Source organism: Campylobacter ornithocola, assembly GCF_013201605.1.
In the GTDB taxonomy this organism is placed as follows: Bacteria; Campylobacterota; Campylobacteria; order Campylobacterales; family Campylobacteraceae; genus Campylobacter_D; species Campylobacter_D ornithocola.
On sequence record NZ_CP053848.1, the window covers coordinates 1,255,117 to 1,276,278 of the forward strand.

General features: G+C 29.9%; 18 protein-coding genes, 1 tRNA gene and 2 pseudogenes. 8 read left to right on the forward strand and 13 right to left on the reverse strand.

Annotation, left to right across the window (positions count from 1 at the left end; all coding sequences use genetic code 11):
- Positions 1–53: 53 nt before the first annotated feature.
- Positions 54–419 carry a histidine triad nucleotide-binding protein gene (locus CORN_RS06425; protein ID WP_066008474.1) on the forward strand — a complete coding sequence of 122 codons (366 nt, stop codon included), beginning with the start codon at positions 54–56 and terminating at the stop codon, positions 417–419.
- Positions 420–436: 17 nt separating this feature from the next.
- Here the strand turns inward: CORN_RS06425 and pckA are convergent, their stop codons facing one another.
- The 5 genes from pckA to CORN_RS06450 are packed head-to-tail and all read right to left on the reverse strand — an operon-like array spanning position 437 to position 7,902.
- Complete coding sequence (pckA, locus tag CORN_RS06430; RefSeq protein WP_066008475.1) at positions 437–2,011, reverse strand: phosphoenolpyruvate carboxykinase (ATP); 1,575 nt, start codon at positions 2,009–2,011, stop codon at positions 437–439.
- Positions 2,012–2,021: 10 nt separating this feature from the next.
- A complete protein-coding gene (locus tag CORN_RS06435) occupies positions 2,022–3,800 on the reverse strand; it encodes a biotin/lipoyl-containing protein (protein WP_066008476.1) in 1,779 nt (592 codons plus the stop codon).
- A gap of 58 nt (positions 3,801–3,858) precedes the next feature.
- A complete protein-coding gene (locus CORN_RS06440) occupies positions 3,859–5,193 on the reverse strand; it encodes a sodium-dependent transporter (RefSeq protein WP_066008477.1) in 1,335 nt (444 codons plus the stop codon).
- A gap of 9 nt (positions 5,194–5,202) precedes the next feature.
- Positions 5,203–6,540, reverse strand: coding sequence for a sodium-dependent transporter (locus CORN_RS06445; RefSeq protein WP_066008478.1), 1,338 nt, complete (start codon positions 6,538–6,540; stop codon positions 5,203–5,205).
- Positions 6,541–6,549: 9 nt separating this feature from the next.
- Complete coding sequence (locus tag CORN_RS06450; RefSeq protein ID WP_066008479.1) at positions 6,550–7,902, reverse strand: sodium-dependent transporter; 1,353 nt, start codon at positions 7,900–7,902, stop codon at positions 6,550–6,552.
- A gap of 198 nt (positions 7,903–8,100) precedes the next feature.
- Here CORN_RS06450 and CORN_RS06455 point away from each other — a divergent pair, with 198 nt between their 5' ends.
- From CORN_RS06455 to cetZ, 5 genes and pseudogenes are all read left to right on the forward strand, one after another.
- Entirely contained in the window at positions 8,101–8,424 is a 324-nt protein-coding gene (locus CORN_RS06455; RefSeq protein ID WP_066008480.1) for a F0F1 ATP synthase subunit C, read from the forward strand.
- Positions 8,425–8,447: 23 nt separating this feature from the next.
- Positions 8,448–8,533 (forward strand) — tRNA-Leu (locus CORN_RS06460).
- Between the two features lie 20 nt (positions 8,534–8,553).
- Positions 8,554–8,988, forward strand: a complete 435-nt coding sequence (locus CORN_RS06465) for a hypothetical protein (protein WP_066008481.1) — start codon at positions 8,554–8,556, stop codon at positions 8,986–8,988.
- A 79-nt stretch (positions 8,989–9,067) separates the two neighbouring features.
- Positions 9,068–9,835, forward strand: a pseudogene (locus tag CORN_RS08675) (PAS domain-containing protein); the annotation flags it as partial.
- Between the two features lie 102 nt (positions 9,836–9,937).
- Positions 9,938–10,363: pseudogene (cetZ, locus tag CORN_RS08680) on the forward strand (energy taxis response protein CetZ); the annotation flags it as partial.
- A gap of 13 nt (positions 10,364–10,376) precedes the next feature.
- On the opposite strand, the gene CORN_RS06475 reads toward cetZ, so the two are convergent.
- The 8 genes from CORN_RS06475 to CORN_RS06510 all read right to left on the reverse strand — a co-directional run bounded on the left by CORN_RS06475 (position 10,377) and on the right by CORN_RS06510 (position 18,984).
- Positions 10,377–11,540 carry a metal-dependent hydrolase gene (locus CORN_RS06475; RefSeq protein ID WP_066008483.1) on the reverse strand — a complete coding sequence of 388 codons (1,164 nt, stop codon included), beginning with the start codon at positions 11,538–11,540 and terminating at the stop codon, positions 10,377–10,379.
- On the reverse strand, positions 11,537–12,439 hold the full coding sequence (locus CORN_RS06480) for an NAD(P)H-dependent glycerol-3-phosphate dehydrogenase (protein ID WP_066008484.1): 903 nt from the start codon (positions 12,437–12,439) through the stop codon (positions 11,537–11,539). The genes CORN_RS06475 and CORN_RS06480 overlap by 4 nt, the downstream gene beginning before the upstream one ends.
- Before the next feature lie 2 nt (positions 12,440–12,441).
- The gene (gatB, locus tag CORN_RS06485) at positions 12,442–13,860 is read right to left on the reverse strand and encodes an Asp-tRNA(Asn)/Glu-tRNA(Gln) amidotransferase subunit GatB (protein WP_066008485.1); all 1,419 of its coding nucleotides are present in this window, start codon (positions 13,858–13,860) and stop codon (positions 12,442–12,444) included.
- A gap of 126 nt (positions 13,861–13,986) precedes the next feature.
- Positions 13,987–14,667, reverse strand: coding sequence for a F0F1 ATP synthase subunit A (locus CORN_RS06490; protein ID WP_066008486.1), 681 nt, complete (start codon positions 14,665–14,667; stop codon positions 13,987–13,989).
- Between the two features lie 62 nt (positions 14,668–14,729).
- Complete coding sequence (locus CORN_RS06495; protein WP_066008487.1) at positions 14,730–16,238, reverse strand: phytoene desaturase family protein; 1,509 nt, start codon at positions 16,236–16,238, stop codon at positions 14,730–14,732.
- Positions 16,229–17,569: a DNA repair protein RadA gene (radA, locus tag CORN_RS06500; protein WP_066008488.1), complete on the reverse strand. Its 1,341-nt coding sequence runs from the start codon at positions 17,567–17,569 to the stop codon at positions 16,229–16,231. The genes CORN_RS06495 and radA overlap by 10 nt, the downstream gene beginning before the upstream one ends.
- A 3-nt stretch (positions 17,570–17,572) precedes the next feature.
- A complete protein-coding gene (ftsY, locus tag CORN_RS06505) occupies positions 17,573–18,439 on the reverse strand; it encodes a signal recognition particle-docking protein FtsY (protein ID WP_066008489.1) in 867 nt (288 codons plus the stop codon).
- Complete coding sequence (locus CORN_RS06510; RefSeq protein WP_066008490.1) at positions 18,439–18,984, reverse strand: TlpA family protein disulfide reductase; 546 nt, start codon at positions 18,982–18,984, stop codon at positions 18,439–18,441. Before CORN_RS06510 ends, ftsY begins: the two co-directional genes overlap by 1 nt.
- 67 nt (positions 18,985–19,051) lie before the next feature.
- Between CORN_RS06510 and CORN_RS06515 the strand changes: the two genes are divergently transcribed.
- Together CORN_RS06515 and rny are read left to right on the forward strand one after the other, a co-directional pair.
- Positions 19,052–19,681, forward strand: coding sequence for a 5-formyltetrahydrofolate cyclo-ligase (locus CORN_RS06515; RefSeq protein ID WP_066008491.1), 630 nt, complete (start codon positions 19,052–19,054; stop codon positions 19,679–19,681).
- Positions 19,605–21,158, forward strand: coding sequence for a ribonuclease Y (rny, locus tag CORN_RS06520; protein ID WP_066008492.1), 1,554 nt, complete (start codon positions 19,605–19,607; stop codon positions 21,156–21,158). The genes CORN_RS06515 and rny overlap by 77 nt, the downstream gene beginning before the upstream one ends.
- Positions 21,159–21,162: the final 4 nt, after the last annotated feature.

The window sequence follows — 21,162 nt, forward strand, 5'->3', positions numbered from 1 at the left end:
TCTAATGTAAAATTATTTAAAATTAGCAAAAATAACAAAAAAAGGACTATTAAATGAGAGAAAAAACCATATTTGAACTAATCATAGAAGGTAAAATCCCTGCCAATAAAGTTTTAGAAAGTGAAAAATTTTTAGCCTTTCACGATATAAATCCTAAAGCACCTATTCATATTTTAATCATTCCAAAGGAACATTTTGAAAATTTTCAAGAACTAAGACCTGAATTAATGAAAGAAATGACACAATTCATACAAGAATTAGCCACTCTTTTAGGGCTTGATAAAAGCGGATATAGATTAATCACAAATTGTGGAAAAAATAGCGGACAAGAAGTTTTTCATTTACATTTTCACATGCTAGGAGGATTTGAACTTCCAAAAAACAAGGAAACTCAAATCAATCCTGAATCATTATTCTAAAAAGAGTTAAACTCTTTTTAGATAGCAGGACCAGCTAATTTAAACTCTGCTCCTTCTTTTACATCTTCATAGCGTTTAAAATTTTCTATAAACATTTTTGCAAGTTTTAATTTAGTCTCTTCATAAGCTTTTTTATCTTCCCAAGTATTAATAGGGTTTAATAACTTGCCTTCTACACCTATCAATTCTTTTGGAACCGCAAGATTAAATAAATCATAATTTTCAAACTCACAATTTTGTATACTACCATCTAAAATCGCATTAATGCAGGCTCTAGTGGCTTTAATACTCATTCTTTTGCCCACACCATAAGCTCCACCACTCCAACCAGTGTTAACCAAATAAACATTAACATTATACTTACTGATTTTTTCACCCAAAAGCTTTGCATAAACGGTTGGGTGCAATGGTAAAAACACTTCGCCAAAACAAGCTGAAAAAGTCGCTACAGGCTCAGTAACACCTCTTTCAGTTCCTGCCACCTTGGCAGTATAACCACTTAAAAAATAATACATTGCTTGTTCTTTACTAAGTTTACTAACTGGAGGTAAAACACCAAAAGCATCTGCTGAAAGAAAAATAATATTACTAGGATGACTCGCACTAAGGCTTGGTTCATGATTTAAAATATGCTCTATCGGATAAGAAACTCTTGTATTTTCAGTTTTTGATGCATCATTAAAATCTACACTTAAATCATCTTTTAAAACTACATTTTCCAAAAGTGCATTTTGCTTTATAGCTCCATAAATTTCTGGCTCACTTTGAGGATCAAGATTAATACATTTTGCATAACAACCTCCTTCAAAATTAAACACACCCTCATCATCCCAACCATGCTCATCATCACCTATTAACTTTCTTTTTGGATCTGTTGAAAGAGTAGTTTTACCTGTGCCACTAAGTCCAAAGAAAAGTGCTACATCACCTTTTTCTCCAACATTAGCACTACAATGCATAGAAAGTTTATTTTCTAATGGAAGCCAATAATTCATCATAGAAAAAATTCCTTTTTTCATCTCTCCACCATACCAAGTTCCACCAATAACTGCTATATTTTTTTCTATGTTAAAAATTACAAAAACTTCTGAATTTAAGTTATCTTCTTTATAATCTTCATTTACGCATTTACAAGCATTGTATACTACAAAATCCGGCTTAAACTCTTCAAGCTCTTCTTCTTTTGGACGAATAAACATATTTTTTACAAAATGTGCTTGCCATGCAATTTGCGTTACAAAACGCACTGCTTTACGGCTTTTTAATGAAGCACCACAATATGCATCTTGAATATAAATATCACTATTGCTAAGCTGCTTTTTAGCTTTTGTTAAAAGTTTTTCAAACAACTCTTTGCTAATAGGCTGATTAATTTTACCCCAAGCAATATATTTTTGCGAAGGATCCTGTTTTACAAAATACTTATCCTTAGGACTTCTTCCGGTAAAAATTCCCGTATCCACGCTAAAGGTACCATTTTTAGTACATACACCTTCATTATTATTTTTCTCGTGTTTTAAAAGCTCATCGTAACTAAGATTATGAAAAACTTGTCCGATATTTTCTAAACCTAAATTTTCTAAACCTATCATTTTTACCTCCTTATTTATAAGTCATTAAAGCCTGACCTTCACTCACACTTTCACCAGTACCTACTAAAAGCTCTGCAATTTCTCCATCTTTGCTTGCACTAACTTCAATCTCCATTTTCATAGCTTCAAGTACAGCTACAACCTGCCCTGCTTTTACACTATCATTTTCTTTGACCAAAATTTTAAATACATTTGCATTCATGCTTGCAACGATAGCATTATCACCTACTTGGACTTTTTTAGTTTCTATGCTATTACTGCTTACTTTTACAGCACTTTTAACATTAACATCTCTATCAAAACCTGCACTTACTTCTACATGGTATTTGTTGCCATTAACCGAAACAGTAAATTGATTTTCATTGATAAGACTTGATTTTAATTTGCTATTTTTTCTAACATTAACCTTAGCTTCACCTTTTAAGAAAGCTATGCCTTTTTCTTTACAAGCTGCAACGATAAAAATATTTTCTTCACTTATTTCTAAATTTTCTTTTTCTAATAAATTTTTAATATAAGCTATACTTTTACTCTCATCAGCATCAGCTATATCTGTTGCTAATTTTGTAGTTGGTTTTAATTTTAATTGTTCGCTTGCAAGTTTGACAACTTCAGGATCTGGAGCAACAGGAGTTTTTCCAAAATATCCTAAAACCATCTTACCATATCCATCTGCGACTTTTTTCCAAGGGCCAAACATTACATTGTTAAAAGCTTGTTGGAAATAAAACTGCGATACAGGAGTAACCGAAGTACCATAACCACCTTTTTCTACCACTTCTTGCATAGCTTTTATAACTTGAGGAAATTTATCTAAAATATTATTATCTCTCATCATTTGAGTATTAGCTGTCAATGCTCCACCTGGCATAGGTGAAAAAGGTATTAAAGGATTTACTGCCATAGCTTCAGGTGGCAAGAAATAATCTTTCAAACAATCTTTTAACACATCTTCATATTTTAAAACTTTCTCTTCATCTAAATCAAGATCAAAATTACTTCCTTTTAAAGCATGAAGCATGGTTAAAATATCAGGTTGAGAAGTACCACCACTAACAGGAGCTGCAGCTAAATCTATGCCATCAACACCTGCCTCTAAAGCTGCTAAGTAACAAGCTATACTCACTCCCGCAGTTTCATGTGTATGCAATCTTATATGAGTATTTTCAGGCAAGTTTTTTCTAGCCATTTTAATAACTTCATAAATTTTATTTGGGTTTGAAGTTCCACTTGCATCTTTAAAACAAATACTATCAAATGGAATTTGAGCTTGTAAGATTTCTTTTAAAATTCTTTCATAAAATGGTATATCATGTGCACCTTTGCATTTTGGAGGTAAATCCATTAAAGTAATAGTAATTTCATGTTTTAAACCATGTTTAACTATGCACTCTCCACTAAATTTTAGATTGTTTACATCATTAAGTGCATCAAAATTTCTTATTGTAGTTGTACCATGCTTTGCAAACATTTTTGCATGTAAATCAATAATTTCTTTACTACCTGTATCAAGTGCTACAGTATTAACTCCTCTTGAAAGAGTTTGCAAATTTGCATCTTTTCCAACAATGGCTCTAAATTTATCCATCATTTCAAAAGCATTTTCATTTAAATAAAAAAACAAACTCTGAAATCTAGCTCCACCGCCAAATTCAAAATGTCTAATGTCTGCTTCCTTAGCTGCTTCTAAAGCAGGAAAAAAGTCATTCATTAAAACTCTAGCACCATAAATAGATTGAAAACCATCTCTAAATGTGGTATCCATCACGTCAATTAATTTCTTAGCCATAATTTTTCCTTATTTTTACATCTTTGCAATTATAACTCTACTTTCTTAAAAAATAAATTTATAAAATTTGATTTAACATAATGATAACAATCGCAATAGGTGCAACAAATCTAAGCAAAAAATACCATACCTCAAAAATAGTCTTACTCATAAATTTAGAAAACAAATTGTAAATTCTTATTTTATCTACAAAAAATCCTACAAAAATTGCACTAGCAATAGCTCCAAGCGGTAACATAAAATTAGAAGTTAATTTATCTAAAATATCAAAAAAACTCAAGCCGAAAAAGCTAAAGCTAGCTCCATAACTAGCACTAAAAGATAAGATACAACTTACTCCTAAAAGAAAAACTGCAAAACCTATAAAAATCAAGGCTTTTTTTCTTGAAATTTTATATTCATTTACAAGATAAAAGGTAAAAGGTTCTATCATAGAAACTGCTGAAGTAATTCCTGCAAAAAACAAAGCCAAGAAAAAATAAAAAGCTAAAAAATGACCAAAAATAGTATCTAAATTAGAAAATAAGGTTGTTAAAGATATAAATACAAGTCCTGCACCTTCTGCGGGATTAGCATTAAATTTAAATATAAAAGTAAAAACAATAAGCCCCATCATTAAGCCTATGCTGATATTTAAAAGCACAATTATAATTGAACTTGTAATTAAATTTGTATCATCTTTTAATGAAGCTGCATAAGTAGTAATACAACCTATACCTAAACATAAAGTAAAAAAAGCAAGACCTAAAGCTGTTAAAACTGAGTTTAAACTAAGTTTAGTAAAATCAGGATAAAACAAATAAACAAAAGCTTCCTTAAAACCATCTTGAAAAAAACAATACACTAGCATTAAAACAAGCATGATAAACAAACTTGGCATAATCCAAACATTAAGTTTTTCTATACCACTTTTAACACCTCTTGAAACTACAAACAAGGTAAGAAAAAAAGCAATTAAAAAATATAAGCTGCTTTCTAAAATACTATTTTGTACTAAATTTCCAAACAAAACCCCTGCCTCTTGGGTATTACTAGGCAAATAATAAATCGAAGTTATCATGTATTTTAAAACCCAACCCATAATAACAAGATAAAAAGATAATACAAAAATTCCACCGAGCATAAAAAATCCTGCAAATTTCCATTTTTTAGCGTATTTACTTGCTAAACTTTTATAGGCATTTACAGGATCGCTTTGACTTAATCTTCCCATAGCAATTTCAGCTAAAAATACACAAAATCCTATACTAATAGTCAAAAGTAGATACAAAAGAACAAAAGCAAAACCACCATTTTGTCCTACTAAAGTTGGAAATTTCCAAGCATTTCCAAGTCCTATGGCTCCACCTGCTACTGCTAATACAAAACCTATTTTAGAAAATTTATCATTCATTTTAATGCCTTAGAAAAAAAGCTGTCTAGCCATGATTAAAATAACTGCCAATGGAGAAATATATCTTAAAAAGATATACCAAATTTCAAAATACACGCCACGCATAAATGGGCGAAATAAAATTTGCAAAGCTTCTTTTTTAAGTATAAAGCCAACAAAAAATGCTGTAATTAAAGCAGAAACAGGCATTAATAAATTTTGTATGAAAAAATCTAAAATATCAAAAAAGCTTTTTCCAAAGAAATTTAAACTTGGTGCACTAATGTGATAAAAAGAAAGTATAGATAAGCTTCCTAAAAAATACACAATCACACCTACAAAAACTAAGGCTTTTTTTCTTGAAATTTGATAACGATTTATAAGATAAAAAGTAAAAGGTTCTATCATAGAAATAGCTGAAGTAATACCTGCAAAAAATAATGCGATAAAAAAGGCTATGGCTAAAATATTCCCTAAAAATCCCAATTTTGCAAAAAGTGTTGTTAATGATATAAAAATAAGACCTGGTCCTTGTTGAGTAGGGTCAGCTCCAAATTCAAATATAAAAGTAAATACAATAAGTCCCATCATTAAACCAATAATAGTATTAATAATAATAATATTTAAAGCACTACTAATAAAATTTGTTTTATCAGGCAAACTTGCTGCATAAGTCAAAATCACACACACACCCAAAGACATACTAAAAAATGCAAGACCGAGTGCATCTAGTATAGAATTAACACTTAATTTAGAAAAATCAGGCACAAATAAAAATTCACTAGCCTTAGAAAAACCATCCATACTAAAAGAATATCCAAGCATTAAAATTAATAAAATAAATAAACTTGGCATCATCCAAACATTAAGTTTTTCTATACCACTTTTAACACCTTTTGATACTACATAAAAAATCACTATAAATACAAAAGTAAAACATACAAATTGAGATAAAACATCATTAGAAAGTAAATTTCCAAAAATAGCACCCGCTTCATTTGTGTCTTTAGGCAATTCAAAAAATCCAAAATAAACGTATTTTACTATCCAACCTATAACAACACTATAAAAAGACACTAAAATAATAGCGCCAAGCATAAAAAATCCCGCAAATGACCATGCTTTTTTGTTCTTTGGTGCTAAAGTATGATAAGCATTTACAGGATCTTTTTCACTAAGTTTTCCTATGCTAAGTTCGGCTAAAAATATCACAAAAGCCACACCTAAGGTTAAAAGCAAATACACCACTACAAAAGCTGAACCGCCATTATTACCCACTAAAGTTGGAAACTTCCAAGCATTTCCAAGTCCAACGGCTGAACCTGCTACTGCTAATACAAAACCTATTTTAGAAAATTTTTCATTCATCTTTTAACCTTAAAAAAATAATTGTTTTACCATGATTAAAATCACCGCTAAAGGTGAAATGTATCTTACAAAAAAATACCAACACTCAAAATATTTACCCTTCATATAAGGAAAAAACAAAGTTTGCAAAGCTTCTTTTTTAAGCACAAAACCTACAAAGATTGCCCCAAACAATCCACCCAAAGGCATCATTAAATTTGAAGCAATAAAATCTAATATATCAAAAAAACTTTTTCCAAAAAATTCTAAAGAATCTTTACTCCATTCAATACTTGATAAAATACATAAACTTCCTAAAAAATATACAATGAAAGCTATAAAAATCAAAGCTTTTTTTCTTGTAAAATTATAAGAATTAATTAAATAAAAAGTTAAAGGTTCTATCATAGAAACTGCTGAAGTAATTCCTGCAAAAAATAATGCTATAAAAAAGGCTATGGCTAAAATATTCCCCAAAGGCAAAAAACCAATTGGATCAATATTAGAAAACAAACTCATTAAAGATACAAAAATCAAACCTGGACCTTGTTGGGCTGGATTTCCATTAAATTCAAATATAAAAGTAAAAACAATAAGTCCCATCATAATACCGATAATAATGTTGATAATTATGATATTAATAGTACTTGTAATAAAATTCGTTTTATCAGATAAACTTGCTGAATAAGTTATAATCGAACCAACCCCGATAGATAAGGAAAAACAAGCAAGCCCTAATGCACTTAAAAAAGCTCCTACACCAAGTTTAGAAAAATCTGGAGAAAATAAAAACTCACTAGCCTTAGAAAAACCATCCATACTAAAAGAATATCCAAGCATTAAAATTAATAAAATAAATAAACTTGGCATCATCCAAACATTAAGTTTTTCTATACCACTTTTAACACCTTTTGATACTACATAAAAAATCACTATAAATACAAAAGTAAAACATACAAATTGAGATAAAACATCATTAGAAAGTAAATTTCCAAAAATAGCACCACTTTCTTCTATGCTTTTTGGCAAAGGAAAAAATCCAAAATAAGCATACTTAACAATCCATCCTATAATCACACTATAAAAAGAGACAATTAAAATAGCACCTATTAAAGAAAAACCAACTATAGACCAAGCTCTTTTGTGTTTAGGAGCCAAAGTATAATAAGCATTCACAGGGTCTTTTTCGCTAAGCTTTCCTATACTAAGCTCAGCTAGAAAAATAACAAAACCTACACCTAAAGTCAAAAGCAAATATAAAAGCACAAAAGCTGAGCCTCCATTTTGTCCTACCAAGGTTGGAAATTTCCAAGCATTTCCAAGCCCAACAGCTGAACCTGCCACTGCTAATACAAAACCTATTTTAGAAAATTTTTCATTCATAAAAATAACCTTAATTTTATAAAACCATAAAAAACTTTTAATGTAGCTAAAAAAAACTTTAATTTATTTTAAAATACATACTTTAATTTAAAATTCAATAATTTTAAAGTTATATTAGTGTATGATTTCAATTCTACAAAATCACGAGTAGGGATACGCAAGCCGAAAGGATTTAAATTTTTATTTTAAGGAAAAATTATGAAAAAAATCATTTTTTTAATGTTAGCTTTAAGTGGCTTTGCATTTGCGGCTGAAGGCTCTATGAATCAATGGTTAGCTTCTTTTTCTATCTTAGCAGCAGGTTTGGGACTTGGTGTTGCAGCTTTAGGTGGAGCTATTGGTATGGGTAACACTGCAGCAGCAACTATTGCAGGTACTGCAAGAAATCCAGGTCTTGGTGGTAAATTAATGACTACTATGTTTATTGCTTTAGCGATGATTGAAGCTCAAGTTATTTATGCACTTGTTATTGCTCTTATCGCTCTTTATGCTAATCCATTCCAAGCATTGGTAGCAGCTTAATTTTAAGCCCTTTAGGGCTTTATGCGGTTATGGTGGAATTGGTAGACACGCCATCTTGAGGGGGTGGTACGTTCAGCGTGTGCGAGTTCAAATCTCGCTAACCGCACCATTTTTAAGGGATATTTAAAAATGATTTTTTATCTTTTAATTAGTGCAATAGCATTTTTAGTTCTTTTTTTTGCTATCAAAAAATATACTTTAAAACTAGATGAACAAACCTTACTTGAACCTATAAAAAATAACATTTACCCTGAATTTTGCGATCTCATTAATGATGAGATAAGGAATATTAAAAACAATCTATTACAAAATACTTTTACACTCAAAAATGAAAACCACAAAGATGATTTTTTGGAAAATTTAAGTGATATGAGTAGAAAACTTAATCATATTCAAACTATGAATTTAAGTAAAAAAAATAATGCTTTATGGGAAGAAACTCTTTTTGATTTTTTAAAAGAATTTGAAAACCTTAACAAACAATATTTAAACGATAGCGAAAGAATAAACGATGAGATAAGAAATTCTTTGCAGGGAAAATTTTCTAATTTAACAAAAAATTAATATAACTAAATTATTTATTTTAAAAAAAGTTATATACTTTACACCATTAATGATATAAAAAATAAAAAAGGGGTTGTTTATGTTTACAAATAAGAAAAAATTCATTGAGCAAATTACTCAACTAGAGCAGTCTAACCAAGCTTTTCAAGATATATTTAATGCTATTAGTAAAACAATGGCTATGATTGAATTTCAAACCGATGGAACTATTATCACTGCAAATGAAAATTTTTTAAAAACTATGAATTATTCTTTAGATGAAATCAAAGGAAAACATCATAGTATGTTCTGTTTGCCAGAAGTGGTAAAATCCCAAAGATATGTTGATTTTTGGAGAGATCTAAAAAGTGGAAAATCTAGAAATGGACTTTTTAGGCGTATAGCAAAAGGTGGGAAAGATATTTATCTTGAAGCTAATTATCTACCAATTATTAATCAAAATAATGAAGTATATAAAGTTATCAAATTTGCAAATGATATCACACAAAGACATTATGAAATGCTTGATCTAAAAAATACCATTGATGCGGCTAATCGCTCTATGGCTATTATTGAATTTAATCCTTATGGAGAAATTTTAAATGCTAATGAAAACTTTACCCAAACTATGGGCTATTCACTTAGCGAAATCAAAGGGAAGCATCATAGTATGTTCTGTGAAGAAAGATTTAGAAATTCTAAGGAATATACTATATTTTGGGAGGAACTAAGAAGTGGTAAATTCCAATCTGGTAAATTCATACGCTTTGGTAAAAATAACAAGCTAATTCATCTAGAAGCAAGTTATAATCCTATCAAGAATGATGATGGAGAAATTTATAAAGTTATTAAATTTGCAACAGATATTACTGAACAGGTAGTAAGAGATGAAGAAAAATTAAAACTTATCAGTGAGCTAGCTGAACAAAATGACAACTTAACTCAAGAAGGAGATAGTGTTATAGAAAATACTGTACAAAACATTCAAAGTATTGCAGATATGATGAATAATAGTAGCAATCTTGTATCTTCATTAAATGAGCAATCAGAAGAAATTAAAAATATTATCCAAACTATTAGTGATATAGCTGATCAAACTAATCTTTTAGCATTAAATGCAGCTATAGAAGCAGCACGTGCAGGTGAACATGGTAGAGGTTTTGCTGTTGTTGCTGATGAAGTAAGAAATTTAGCTGAGAGAACTGGACACTCAGTCAATGAAATTACCACTACAATTAACTCTATTAGAAATGTAACCTCTGAAGTCGTGCAAAGTATAAAAGATGGATTAAGCGGGGTAAATCAAAGCGTAGATTTAGCAAAAGAAGCTAGAGATTGTATGGAAAAAATAAGAAATAGTTCTGCACAAGTGGCACAAGCTATGCAAAATAATTAAAAAATCTTAGCTTTTATAAGCTAAGATTTTTTCCATTTATAAAATGTTGTATTACCTGACCTTCTAATTTATCATCTTTATATAATTCACATCCACTGCAAGAAATATTTTCATCAAAAACTACAAAATCAGCATCAAAGCCAATTGCTATTTTGCCTTTATTTAAACCTAAAAATTGCGCCTGATTATAACTTGTAAAATCACACAATTCTTTCCAAGTTAAAATATTCTCTTTTACCAAATACGTAAAACACAAACTCATATACATGGCTATAGTATCAGTTCCAAAATCTGCTTCGTCAAAAGCTAGATCTTTTTTAGTGCTAGGTGTATGTAATGATGTTAAAAAAGCAATCTTTCCTTTTTGAAGCATTTTTATAAGATATGAAAGTTCATTTTTGGATCTTAAAGGAGGTAGAATTTTTGCATAAGTATTAAAATTTTCACAAGCATTTTCATCTTTAATTAAATGGTGGATTGAAATTTCACTTTGATAATTCTCTAAAAGTTCAAAAGATTTTATAACACCTAAAGCACCAAAACAAGCATTATTTCCATAAAATTCCACTAACTCTTTCATTTTTGCTACTTCACTAGTTTCAGCTATATCACTAATTCCTATAAGTCCTAATTCAAAGCTCATCTTACTATCATTCATAACCCCATGATCATCAAAACTCTCATCAAAGCATTTTAAGAATATAGGGCTTGATTTCATACTAGCATATTGCATACATTGTCTTAAATAATTTGCCCCTAAAGTGCTTGAAAGCTCTAAGCCTTTTGCACCCATATCAATTAAAGTAGCAATGTTTTTTAATTTTTCTGTTTTATCCAATACATCTATAGTAGGTAAAACATTAATATCCAAAGATTTTAATTTATCAAAATAAAGTGCATAACCTTGAGTATTGGCTTCTAAACTATCTTTTAAAACAATAGTTCCAACTCCACCTTTTAAACATGCCTTTTCTAGATCGTATAATCTATCTATACTAAATTCATTATCAAGCAATCTAACGTTTAAATCAATAAATGAAGGAAGTAAAGTCTTACCTTCTATATCAACAATCTGCTCATCATCATTTAAATCATTAGCAATTTGAGTGATTTTTCCATCTTCTATTTTAATATCAAGCTTTTGCTCACCATAAATTTTTGCATTTTTGATAATCATGATATTTCCTCCTTTGATGACATCAAATCTTTCAAAGATTCCCAAGCATTTTTACCTTCTAGCATTAAGACTACTTCATTAATAATCGGAGTGTAAATTTGAAATTGTTTTGATAAAGAATGTATTGCATAAGCAGTTTGCACCCCTTCAGCTACCTCGCCAATATCTATTAGAATATCTTTTATATTTTTACCACTAGCTAAACTTAAACCTACTCTATAATTTCTTGATAAGTTACTTGAAGCTGTTAAAAATAAATCTCCAGCCCCGCTAAGTCCTAAAAAAGTTTCTTCTTTAGCGTTAAAAAATTGCCCAAAGCGATGCATTTCCACTAGACCTCTTGAGACCAAAGAAGCTCTTGCGTTATTACCTAAATTTAAGCCATCACAAACTCCGCTTGCAATTGCTAAAACATTCTTATATGCACCACAAATTTCAGCACCTTTAACATCAGAACTTGTATAAGTTTTAATATAACTTGGAAAAAAACTTGCAAATTGATTACAAAGTTCTTGATTTTTTCCACTAATAACCAAAGCACAAGGTTTTTTTTCTAGTACTTCAGTCGCAAAAGAAGGACCGCTTAAAAAACAAAGTCTATCCTTACTTACAAATTCACTAAAAACTTCATCCATAAATTTTAAACTTTTACAATCAATACCCTTAGAAGCGACAAGAATTTTTTGATTTAAGTCTTTGAAATTATTTTCTAACCACTTATATATTCCTTGAGTATATAAAGCAAAAACTAAGTATTCATACTCTAAAGCCTTTTTAGTGCTAACAAAATAAGAAAGATCTTTCTCATGAAAAGAAGTTATCGCACATTCATTTTTAACACTCAATGCATCATATAAAGCACTTCCCCATTTTCCCGCACCAATAACTGCTATGTTCATATTCAACCAAGTTTTACTTTTAAAATTTCATTCACTTTAGTAGGATTAAACGCACCCTTGCCTGCTTTCATCACTTGACCAACAAAGAAACCAAAGAGTTTATCTTTACCACTTTTATATTCAGCTACCTTATCTTCATTATTTGCTAAAATTTCATCAATAATCTTTTCAATAGCGTCATCATCGCTTACCTGTTTTAAACCAAGCTTTTCAATAGCGTCATCAATTTCAACTTCTGTATTTTCAAACACATAAGCTAAAATATCCTTACCTGCTTTAGCACTAATGACACCCTCTTCTATACGTTTGATTAAAGTGGCTAATTTTTCTTGCTTAATAGGTGAATTTTCTATAGTTAATTCACCTTTTAAAAGTCCCATTAATTCAGTCGTAAGCCAAGTAACACAAAGTTTTGGATTTAATTTTTGATTAATTAAATACTCAAAGTATCTACAAAGCTCTAATGAAGAAACAATCACTTCACTATCACTTTCTTTAATACCTAGCTCTCTAATAAATCTAGCTTTTTTCTCATCAGGAAGCTCAGGTATATCTTGATTTAGCATTTCATCATTTAAAATCACAGGTAAAAGATCAGGATCAGGAAAATACCTATATTCAGCAGAATCTTCTTTACCTCTCATACTCCTAGTTACCAAATTAACCGTATCAAACAATCTTGTTTCTTGCACTACTTCTTGCTCATATTTCCCATCTTCCCAAGCTTCACTTTGACGTTTTACTTCATACTCAATCGCCTTTTGGATAAAACGGAATGAATTTAAATTTTTAATTTCCACTCTAGTATAAAGCTTGTTATCGCCCTTTGGGCGAATACTAACATTTGCATCACATCTAAAACTACCCTCTTGCATATTTGCATCTGAAATGTCTAAAAATCTTATAATAGAATGTAGCTTTTTCAAATAAGCCACTGCTTCATCGGAGCTTCTAAGCTCAGGCTCACTAACGATTTCAAGCAAAGGTGTACCTGCCCTATTTAAATCTACTTTTGAAAAATTACTCTCGTGTATATTTTTTCCTGCATCTTCTTCCAAATGAGCTCTAGTAATACCTATACGTTTATTTTCTCCATTAACATTGATAAACAACTCACCATTTTCTACTATAGGAATATCAAATTGTGAAATTTGATAAGCTTTTGGTAAATCGGGATAAAAATAATTTTTTCTATTGAAAATACTTTTTTTATTTATGGTTGCATTAACTGCTTTTCCAAAAGCTATAGCTTTTTTCACTGCTTCTTGATTTAATACAGGTAAAGCACCTGGCAAAGCTAAACATGTTGGACATACATTAGTATTTGATTTTTCTCCAAAAGAAGTTGCACATGAGCAAAAGATTTTTGTTTTTGTATTTAATTGTGCATGAACTTCAAGTCCTATAACAACTTCAAACATTAAAATTTTCCTTAAAATTTTTCGTTTATTCTAGCGTTTTTTATTTCAAAAAGAGTTTAAAAAAGAATAAAAGAAGTGTATTAAAAAAAGAAAAAGCAAAAAATTACTTTTTTGCTTTTTTAAAAATCAATGATGTTCATCAACTACAGTTGCACCTGCCAAATAAACATAAGTTAAAATCATAAAAATAAAAGATTGTAAAAATGCCATAAAAGTAAGTAACATATAAGCAGGTAATGGTGCAACCCAAGGCACAAGAGCTAAAATAACTGCTAAGAATAAATCATCTCCTTTGATATTACCAAATAAACGGAAAGATAAAGAAATAACTCTTGAAAAATGAGAAACTACTTCTATAGGAAACATTAAAGGTGCTAAAATTTTTACAGGTCCCATAAAATGTGCAAAATATTTAAAAAATCCTTGAGTTCTAATACCTTCAAAATGATAATATATAAATACTACAATAGCTAAAGTTGCACTAAAATTTAAACTAGCACTTGGAGCTTCAAAACCAGGGATAATTCCTATAATATTACTAAAAAATACAATAAAACCTATCGTTGCAACTAAAGGTAAATATCTTCTAGCAGCTTCATCGCTACCCATAGTATCTCTACCCATGCTTAAAATACCTTCCATATAAGCCTCGGCCAAATTTTGACTACCTCTTGGAACAATTTGCATGGATCTTGTAGCAAGTTTTGCTAAAATTAAAGAAATCACAACTACTATACCCAAGTGAAAAAAGTATGCAAAAGTGTGACTAGAATCTATAAAAGAACTAAATAAAAATAAATCTTTCATTAAAAATCCTTAGCAGAATAAATATTTCAAAGCTAATATTATAGAAAAAAATTGCTTATATTTTAATGAAAATTCATTTTATTAGCACAAAAATATCCACCTAAAATTGTTCCTGTAAAACCTCCACCAGGAAATATAAAAGCATTAGCAAAATATAAATTTTTTATACTTTTACTTTTATAGTGTAATCTATATTTAACTCCTTCTTGATCTTGAGAAAATCCATAAATTGTACCTTCATAAGCTTTAGTGTATCTTTGTATAGTTTTTGGTGTAGCTAGTTCTTGATGAACTAAATACGAGCTTAAATTTGGAAAAATTTCATCAAGTCTTTGCACTATAGCTTTTAACACTTCTTCTTTTTTAGCTTTATAATCTTGCTTATTTAAATCCCACTCTTTATAATTTGAACTAAAAGCTACAACACCTATGTATTTATCGCTAGCTAAGCCACTATCAACCTTAGAATAATTCACAAAAGCTATAGGTCTTTTTTTAATATCTAATTTTAAAATATTAGTACTTTCATACGAACTATTTAAAAAGTCATCTTCAAATATAAAATTACAATAATCCATTTTTTCATAAATTTTAGAGATATCTTTATCGTAAATAAAATAAGCACTCACCAAAGAACAAGCACGTTTTTTAGATTCTATTGCTTTAATTTCTTGGATTAATTTTAAGTCTTTAAGTAAATCTTTATACACAATCAAAGGATCACAATTTGCAAGGATATTTTGTGCATAAATAGTACGTTTTTGATTATTTTGAATGTATTCTACTCCATAAGCTTTTTGATCTTTTGTGAGTATTTTAACAACTTCAGCCTTAGCAAAAACTTGTCCTTGATTTTCTTTGATAACTTCGGCCAAAGCATAACTTAAAGCTTGTGAACCACCTTTAATATATACTCCACCATCATAATAATGCTTTTGTGCTATAGCATGATAGCTAAAAATAAATTCTTTACTATCATGATGATAATAACTCATATTTGCATTTAAAATCTTTTTTAGTTTATCATCTTTTATATAAGCATTTAAAACATCATAAACTTTATAATTGAAAATTTTATTTTTAATAAATATCCAAGCAGTGCTAAAAGGAAATAACAATAATTCGCTTAATTTTAAATCCCAAGAAAATCTTCGAATAGCATAAGCTTGTAATCTTATAGCTTTAAAATATCTATCTATACCCTTACTTTCTTTTGGGAATTCTTTTTTTAAAACTTCTTTTACTTTTTCTATGCCGTGAGGTAAAGTTAAATTATAATTTTTACTTTTAATACTCCAAGCACTTGGTAAAGGCAGAAGTTGAATTTTATTCTTTATACCAAGCTTTTCAAAAACTAAATGCTTCATATCAGTTTTTGCTTCACCTAAATCCATCTCATGAAGTCCTACATCAATCAAAACGCCTTTTCTTTTAAAACAAGTAGCACAACCACCAATTAAAGAGTGTTGCTCTAAGACTAAAACTTTTTTTCCATTTTTCGCCAAATATGCTCCAGCACTTAATCCTCCAAGTCCTGAACCTATAATAATTACATCAAATTTTACATCCACTCTAAAACTTCACGCAATTCTTTGGCTACAAAGCATTTTAAACCAAGTTCTTCCATAGGTTTAACTGGCACTATAGCATTTTTAAATTTTTGCATTTTTGCTTCTTTTAAACGCACATCAAGTGAAAATACTTCTTTAATCTCACCATTTAAACTAAGCTCTCCCACAAAAACACTATCTTTACTTAAAGGACGGTTTTTAAAACTTGAAATAATCGCCGCAACAACTGCTAAATCTGCTGCAGTTTCACTGATTTTCACTCCGCCACTTACATTAATAAAAACATCATAATGTCCCAAAGGAATTTCAAGCTTCCTCTCAAGCAAAGCTATTAACATATCTAAACGATTTTTTTCATAGCCTGTAGCGCTACGTTTTGGATAAGTACTCTCACAAACTAAAGCTTGAATTTCTAATATCAAAGCTCTACTTCCTTCCATTACCACACTCAAAGCACTCCCACTTACTGCTTTACCTCTTGTGAAAAATCTATTAGCTATATCTTTAGCGCTAATCAAACCTTTTGAAGTCATTTCAAAAATACCAACTTCAGAAATATTTCCAAAACGATTTTTAAAACCTCTTAAAATTCTTATTTCTTTGTTAGCATCACCTTCAAAATAAAGCACTACATCCACCATATGCTCTAAAATTCTAGGTCCTGCTATAGCTCCATCTTTGGTAATGTGTCCTATGATAAAAGTACTAATATTATTTGCTTTAGAATAGCGCATTAACTCAAAAGTAATCTCTCTAACTTGAGTGATACTACCCGCTGCTGAAGTAATTTTGTTAGAATACAAAGTTTGAATAGAATCAATAATTAAAATTTCATAATCTTTTTTAGAAAGCTCGCTTAAAATATCTTCCAAGCAAAGTTCAGTAAGTAAAAACAAATTTTCACAATTTGCATTCAAACGATCTGCGCGCAGTTTGATTTGAGATTTACTCTCCTCTCCACTTACATAAAGTACTTTTTTACCACTTTTAGCTAAATTTGATGCAATTTTTAATAAAAGCGTTGATTTTCCAACTCCAGGTGAGCCCCCAATCAACACTAAAGAACCTACAACTAATCCACCACCTAAAACTAAATCAAGTTCATTATCATCAGTGCTAATGCGAGTGAAATTTTCTGCTATAACATCATTTATACATACTGCAGAACTTGGAGTGTTTGAGAGTGAATTTAACTCTTTTAAAAGCTTGATTTGTTCTTGCTTTAGCTCAACAAAACTATCCCAAGAACCACACTCAGGGCATTTTCCTAGCCACTTACTTTGCTGATTTCCACAAGCTTGGCATTCAAATAAAATATGTTTTTTAGCCATAAATTATGCGAAAATCTCTTCAACTAAAGTTTTAACATATTCATTAGGATTAAACTCATGAATTTGCCCCAGCTGCTCTCCTACTCCTACATATAAAATAGGAAGCTCAAGTTCTCTTGCTATGCTAAATAAAGCTCCACCTTTAGCGGTTCCATCAAGTTTTGTAATAATCACTCCATCAAGCTTTACTAAATCATTAAAAGCTTTTGCTTGTAAAATTCCAGCTACTCCTTGAGTCCCATCTAATACTAGAATTTTTCTATGCGGAGCTCCCTGCATAGCTTTATCACTTATACGGACAATTTTTTCAAGCTCATTAGCAAGATTTTTTTGATTTTGCAAGCGTCCTGCTGTATCTAAAATAACCCTATCGTAATTTTTTGCTAAAGCTTTAGAAATAGCATCATAAGCAATAGCTGAAGGATCATGTCCTTGAGAAGTAGCGATGATGTCTATATCAAGTTTTTGAGCCCAAAGTTTGAGTTGTTCTATAGCTCCTGCTCTAAAAGTATCACAGGCTCCTAATATAACTTTTTCACCATTTTCTTTATGTAAATGCGCCATTTTAGCAATACTAGTTGTTTTGCCTACACCATTTACACCTAAAATCAAATCCACAAAAGGCTTAACATTAGCAAATTTGGGTTTATCATAAATAAAATATGTCCCCATAACACGCTCCAAATCAGCCTTTTTAACCTCATCATTTGGAGGAAGATAATAAATAATCTCTTCAACTATTTCATATGCCACATCAGCCTCTAAAAGTATTTCTTCAAGCAAATCTTTAGTAATGATTTTATTTGAAGCTTTAACCAAATGAATACTTTCTAAGGTTTTTTTCAAACCATTTTTTAAAAATCCAAACATTACATCACCACTTTTTGTATATCTATATCTAACATTTCTTCAGGAATTATTCCTAAATACTCTTTAACTTTTTCACCTTTTGCGTTAAATAACACCATTGTCGGAATAGAACTAACATTTAAAACTTTAGAAAAAACAAAATTATTCTCCCCTATAGCTACTGGAAAATTTATTTTTTCTTCTTGTGTAAAAGCTAATATTTCTTGATCTTTATTTTCCTCTAAAAAAAGTGCTATTACTTCAAAATTATCTTGATATTTTTTATTCAAATTATTTAAATGTGGAATTTCAGCCTTACAAGGTACACACCAAGTTGTAAAAAATACAAATAATTTAGCTTTAACTGTGTTATCAAAATTAAATTCTTGTTCGTGATATTTTACATACATTTTTCTACCATCTAAAAATTTCAAAGTAAAATCTGTATTTTCACCTTGATTTAAACTCGTATTATCAATGTTTTCATTGCTAAGACTTTCTCTATCACTTGAACATGAAATAAAAAAAATCATGGCAAAAACCGCTAAAAAAAAATTAATTTTCAAGTTATATCCTTATGATTTTTTAAGCTTAAAAGTATAACATAAAAGTTAAAAAATTACGAGGAAAGCCTTGATAAAAAATAATTTCAGGATAGAACAAAAATCTAAAATGTATTTAAAACTAAAATATCAATATAAAAGAGATTTTTTAGTTTTTCAAGAAATAAAAAAAATTCTAAATTTATATAAAAATTGCAAAAATATCCTTATATACATTCCTTTAAAATATGAAATTAATCTTTATAAATTTAGACATTTTCTAACAAAAAAATATCAAATTTTTGTTCCATTTATGCAAGATAAAAGTTTAAAGGTAGTAAAATTAAGATTAGCTCTTGACAAAAAGAGCTTTGGGGTATATGAACCAAAAGATTCTTTTTTGCAAGTCCGTATAGACATTGCAATTATACCTGTTATAGGTGTAGATGCAAAATTAGGAAGAATCGGTCATGGTCAAGGTTTTTATGATAGGTTTTTTGAAAGTATTTCTTATAAAAAACCTTTGGTTGTTTTTACACAAATGATAGATGCAAAATCTGATCAATTTTTTAGCCAAGATTATGATATAAAAGGAAATTTTTATATAAACCCTTATAAAAAATATTTTAGGAAAGTTAAAAATAATGATAGAAATATTAGTTGCATTAATAGCCGTTTTCATAGGCGGAGGGATTGGATATATAGTCGCCAAAAAGATTAATGATGCAAATTTCAATATCTTTTTAGAGCAAGCAAAAGCAAAAGCAAAAGCTATCGAATACGAAGCTGAATTAACACTCAAAGATGCTAAAAACTCGGTTGCTGAAGCTGAATTTACAGCGAAGAAAAAATTTGATGAAAAAATTCAAAAACTACAAAAAGAGCATTCTGCTAAACTAGAAGAACTTAACAAAAAAGAACAAAATCTTCATTATCAAGAAAAACTTCACGAGGAAAATAAAAACAAGCTTTTAAAAGAAAAGCAAACTATAAAAACCTTGCAAGAGGAAAATGAAAATTTAAAACAAAACTATGAAACAAAACTTGGTGAAGTTTTAAAAATCCTTGAACACTCAGCTGGTCTCACACAAGAAGAAGCAAAAAATATAGTCCTACAGAAAATAGAAGAAAATTCAAGAGCTGAAATTGCACATATTGTTAGAAAATATGAAGAAGAAGCTAGAAATGAAGCCAAAAGAAAGGCTAATTTTATTTTAGCACAGGCAACTTCAAGGTTTGCAGGGGAATTTGCCGCTGAAAGACTTATTAATGTTGTCAATATCAAAAATGATGAACTAAAAGGGCGTATTATAGGTAAAGAAGGAAGAAATGTTAAAACCCTAGAAATGGTTTTAGGGGTTGATATTATCATCGATGATACACCTGGAGCAATTATAGTAAGTTGTTTTAATCTTTATAGACGTGCTATTGCTACAAAGGTGATTGAGCTTTTGGTAGAAGATGGAAGAATACAACCTGCAAAAATAGAAGAAATTCATGAAAAAGTTTGTAAAGAATTTGAAGATAATATTTTGGAAGAAGGGCAAACTATTGTAATGGATCTGGGGTTAAATCAAATCCATCCTGAAATAGTAAAACTCATAGGAAAATTAAGATATAGAGCAAGCTATGGACAAAATGCTCTGGCACATTCTCTAGAAGTAGCACATTTAGCTGGAATCATAGCAGCTGAATGTGGCGGGGATGAAAAACTTGCACGAAGAGCTGGGATTTTACACGATATAGGCAAGGCTTTAACACATGAATTTGAAGGCTCGCATGTAGATTTAGGAGCTGAGCTTTGCAAAAGATACAAAGAGCATCCTGTGGTGATTAATGCAATTTATGCTCACCATGGCCATGAAGAAGCTACAAGCATAGAATCGGCTGCGGTTTGCACAGCAGATACACTAAGCGCTGCGCGTCCTGGCGCAAGACGTGAGGTTTTAGAAGCTTTTTTAAAAAGAGTTAGCGAACTTGAAGATATAGCAAAAAGCAAAGAAGGGGTTAAAAAAGCCTATGCTATTAATGCGGGTAGAGAGATTAGGGTTATTGTTAATGCAAAATTAGTCAATGATGATGAATCTGTGCTTTTAGCTAAAGAAATAGCTGAAGAAATTCAAGAAAAAGTACAATACCCTGGTGAAATAAAAGTCAATGTCATCAGAGAACTTAGAGCTATTGATTTTGCAAGATAAGGTT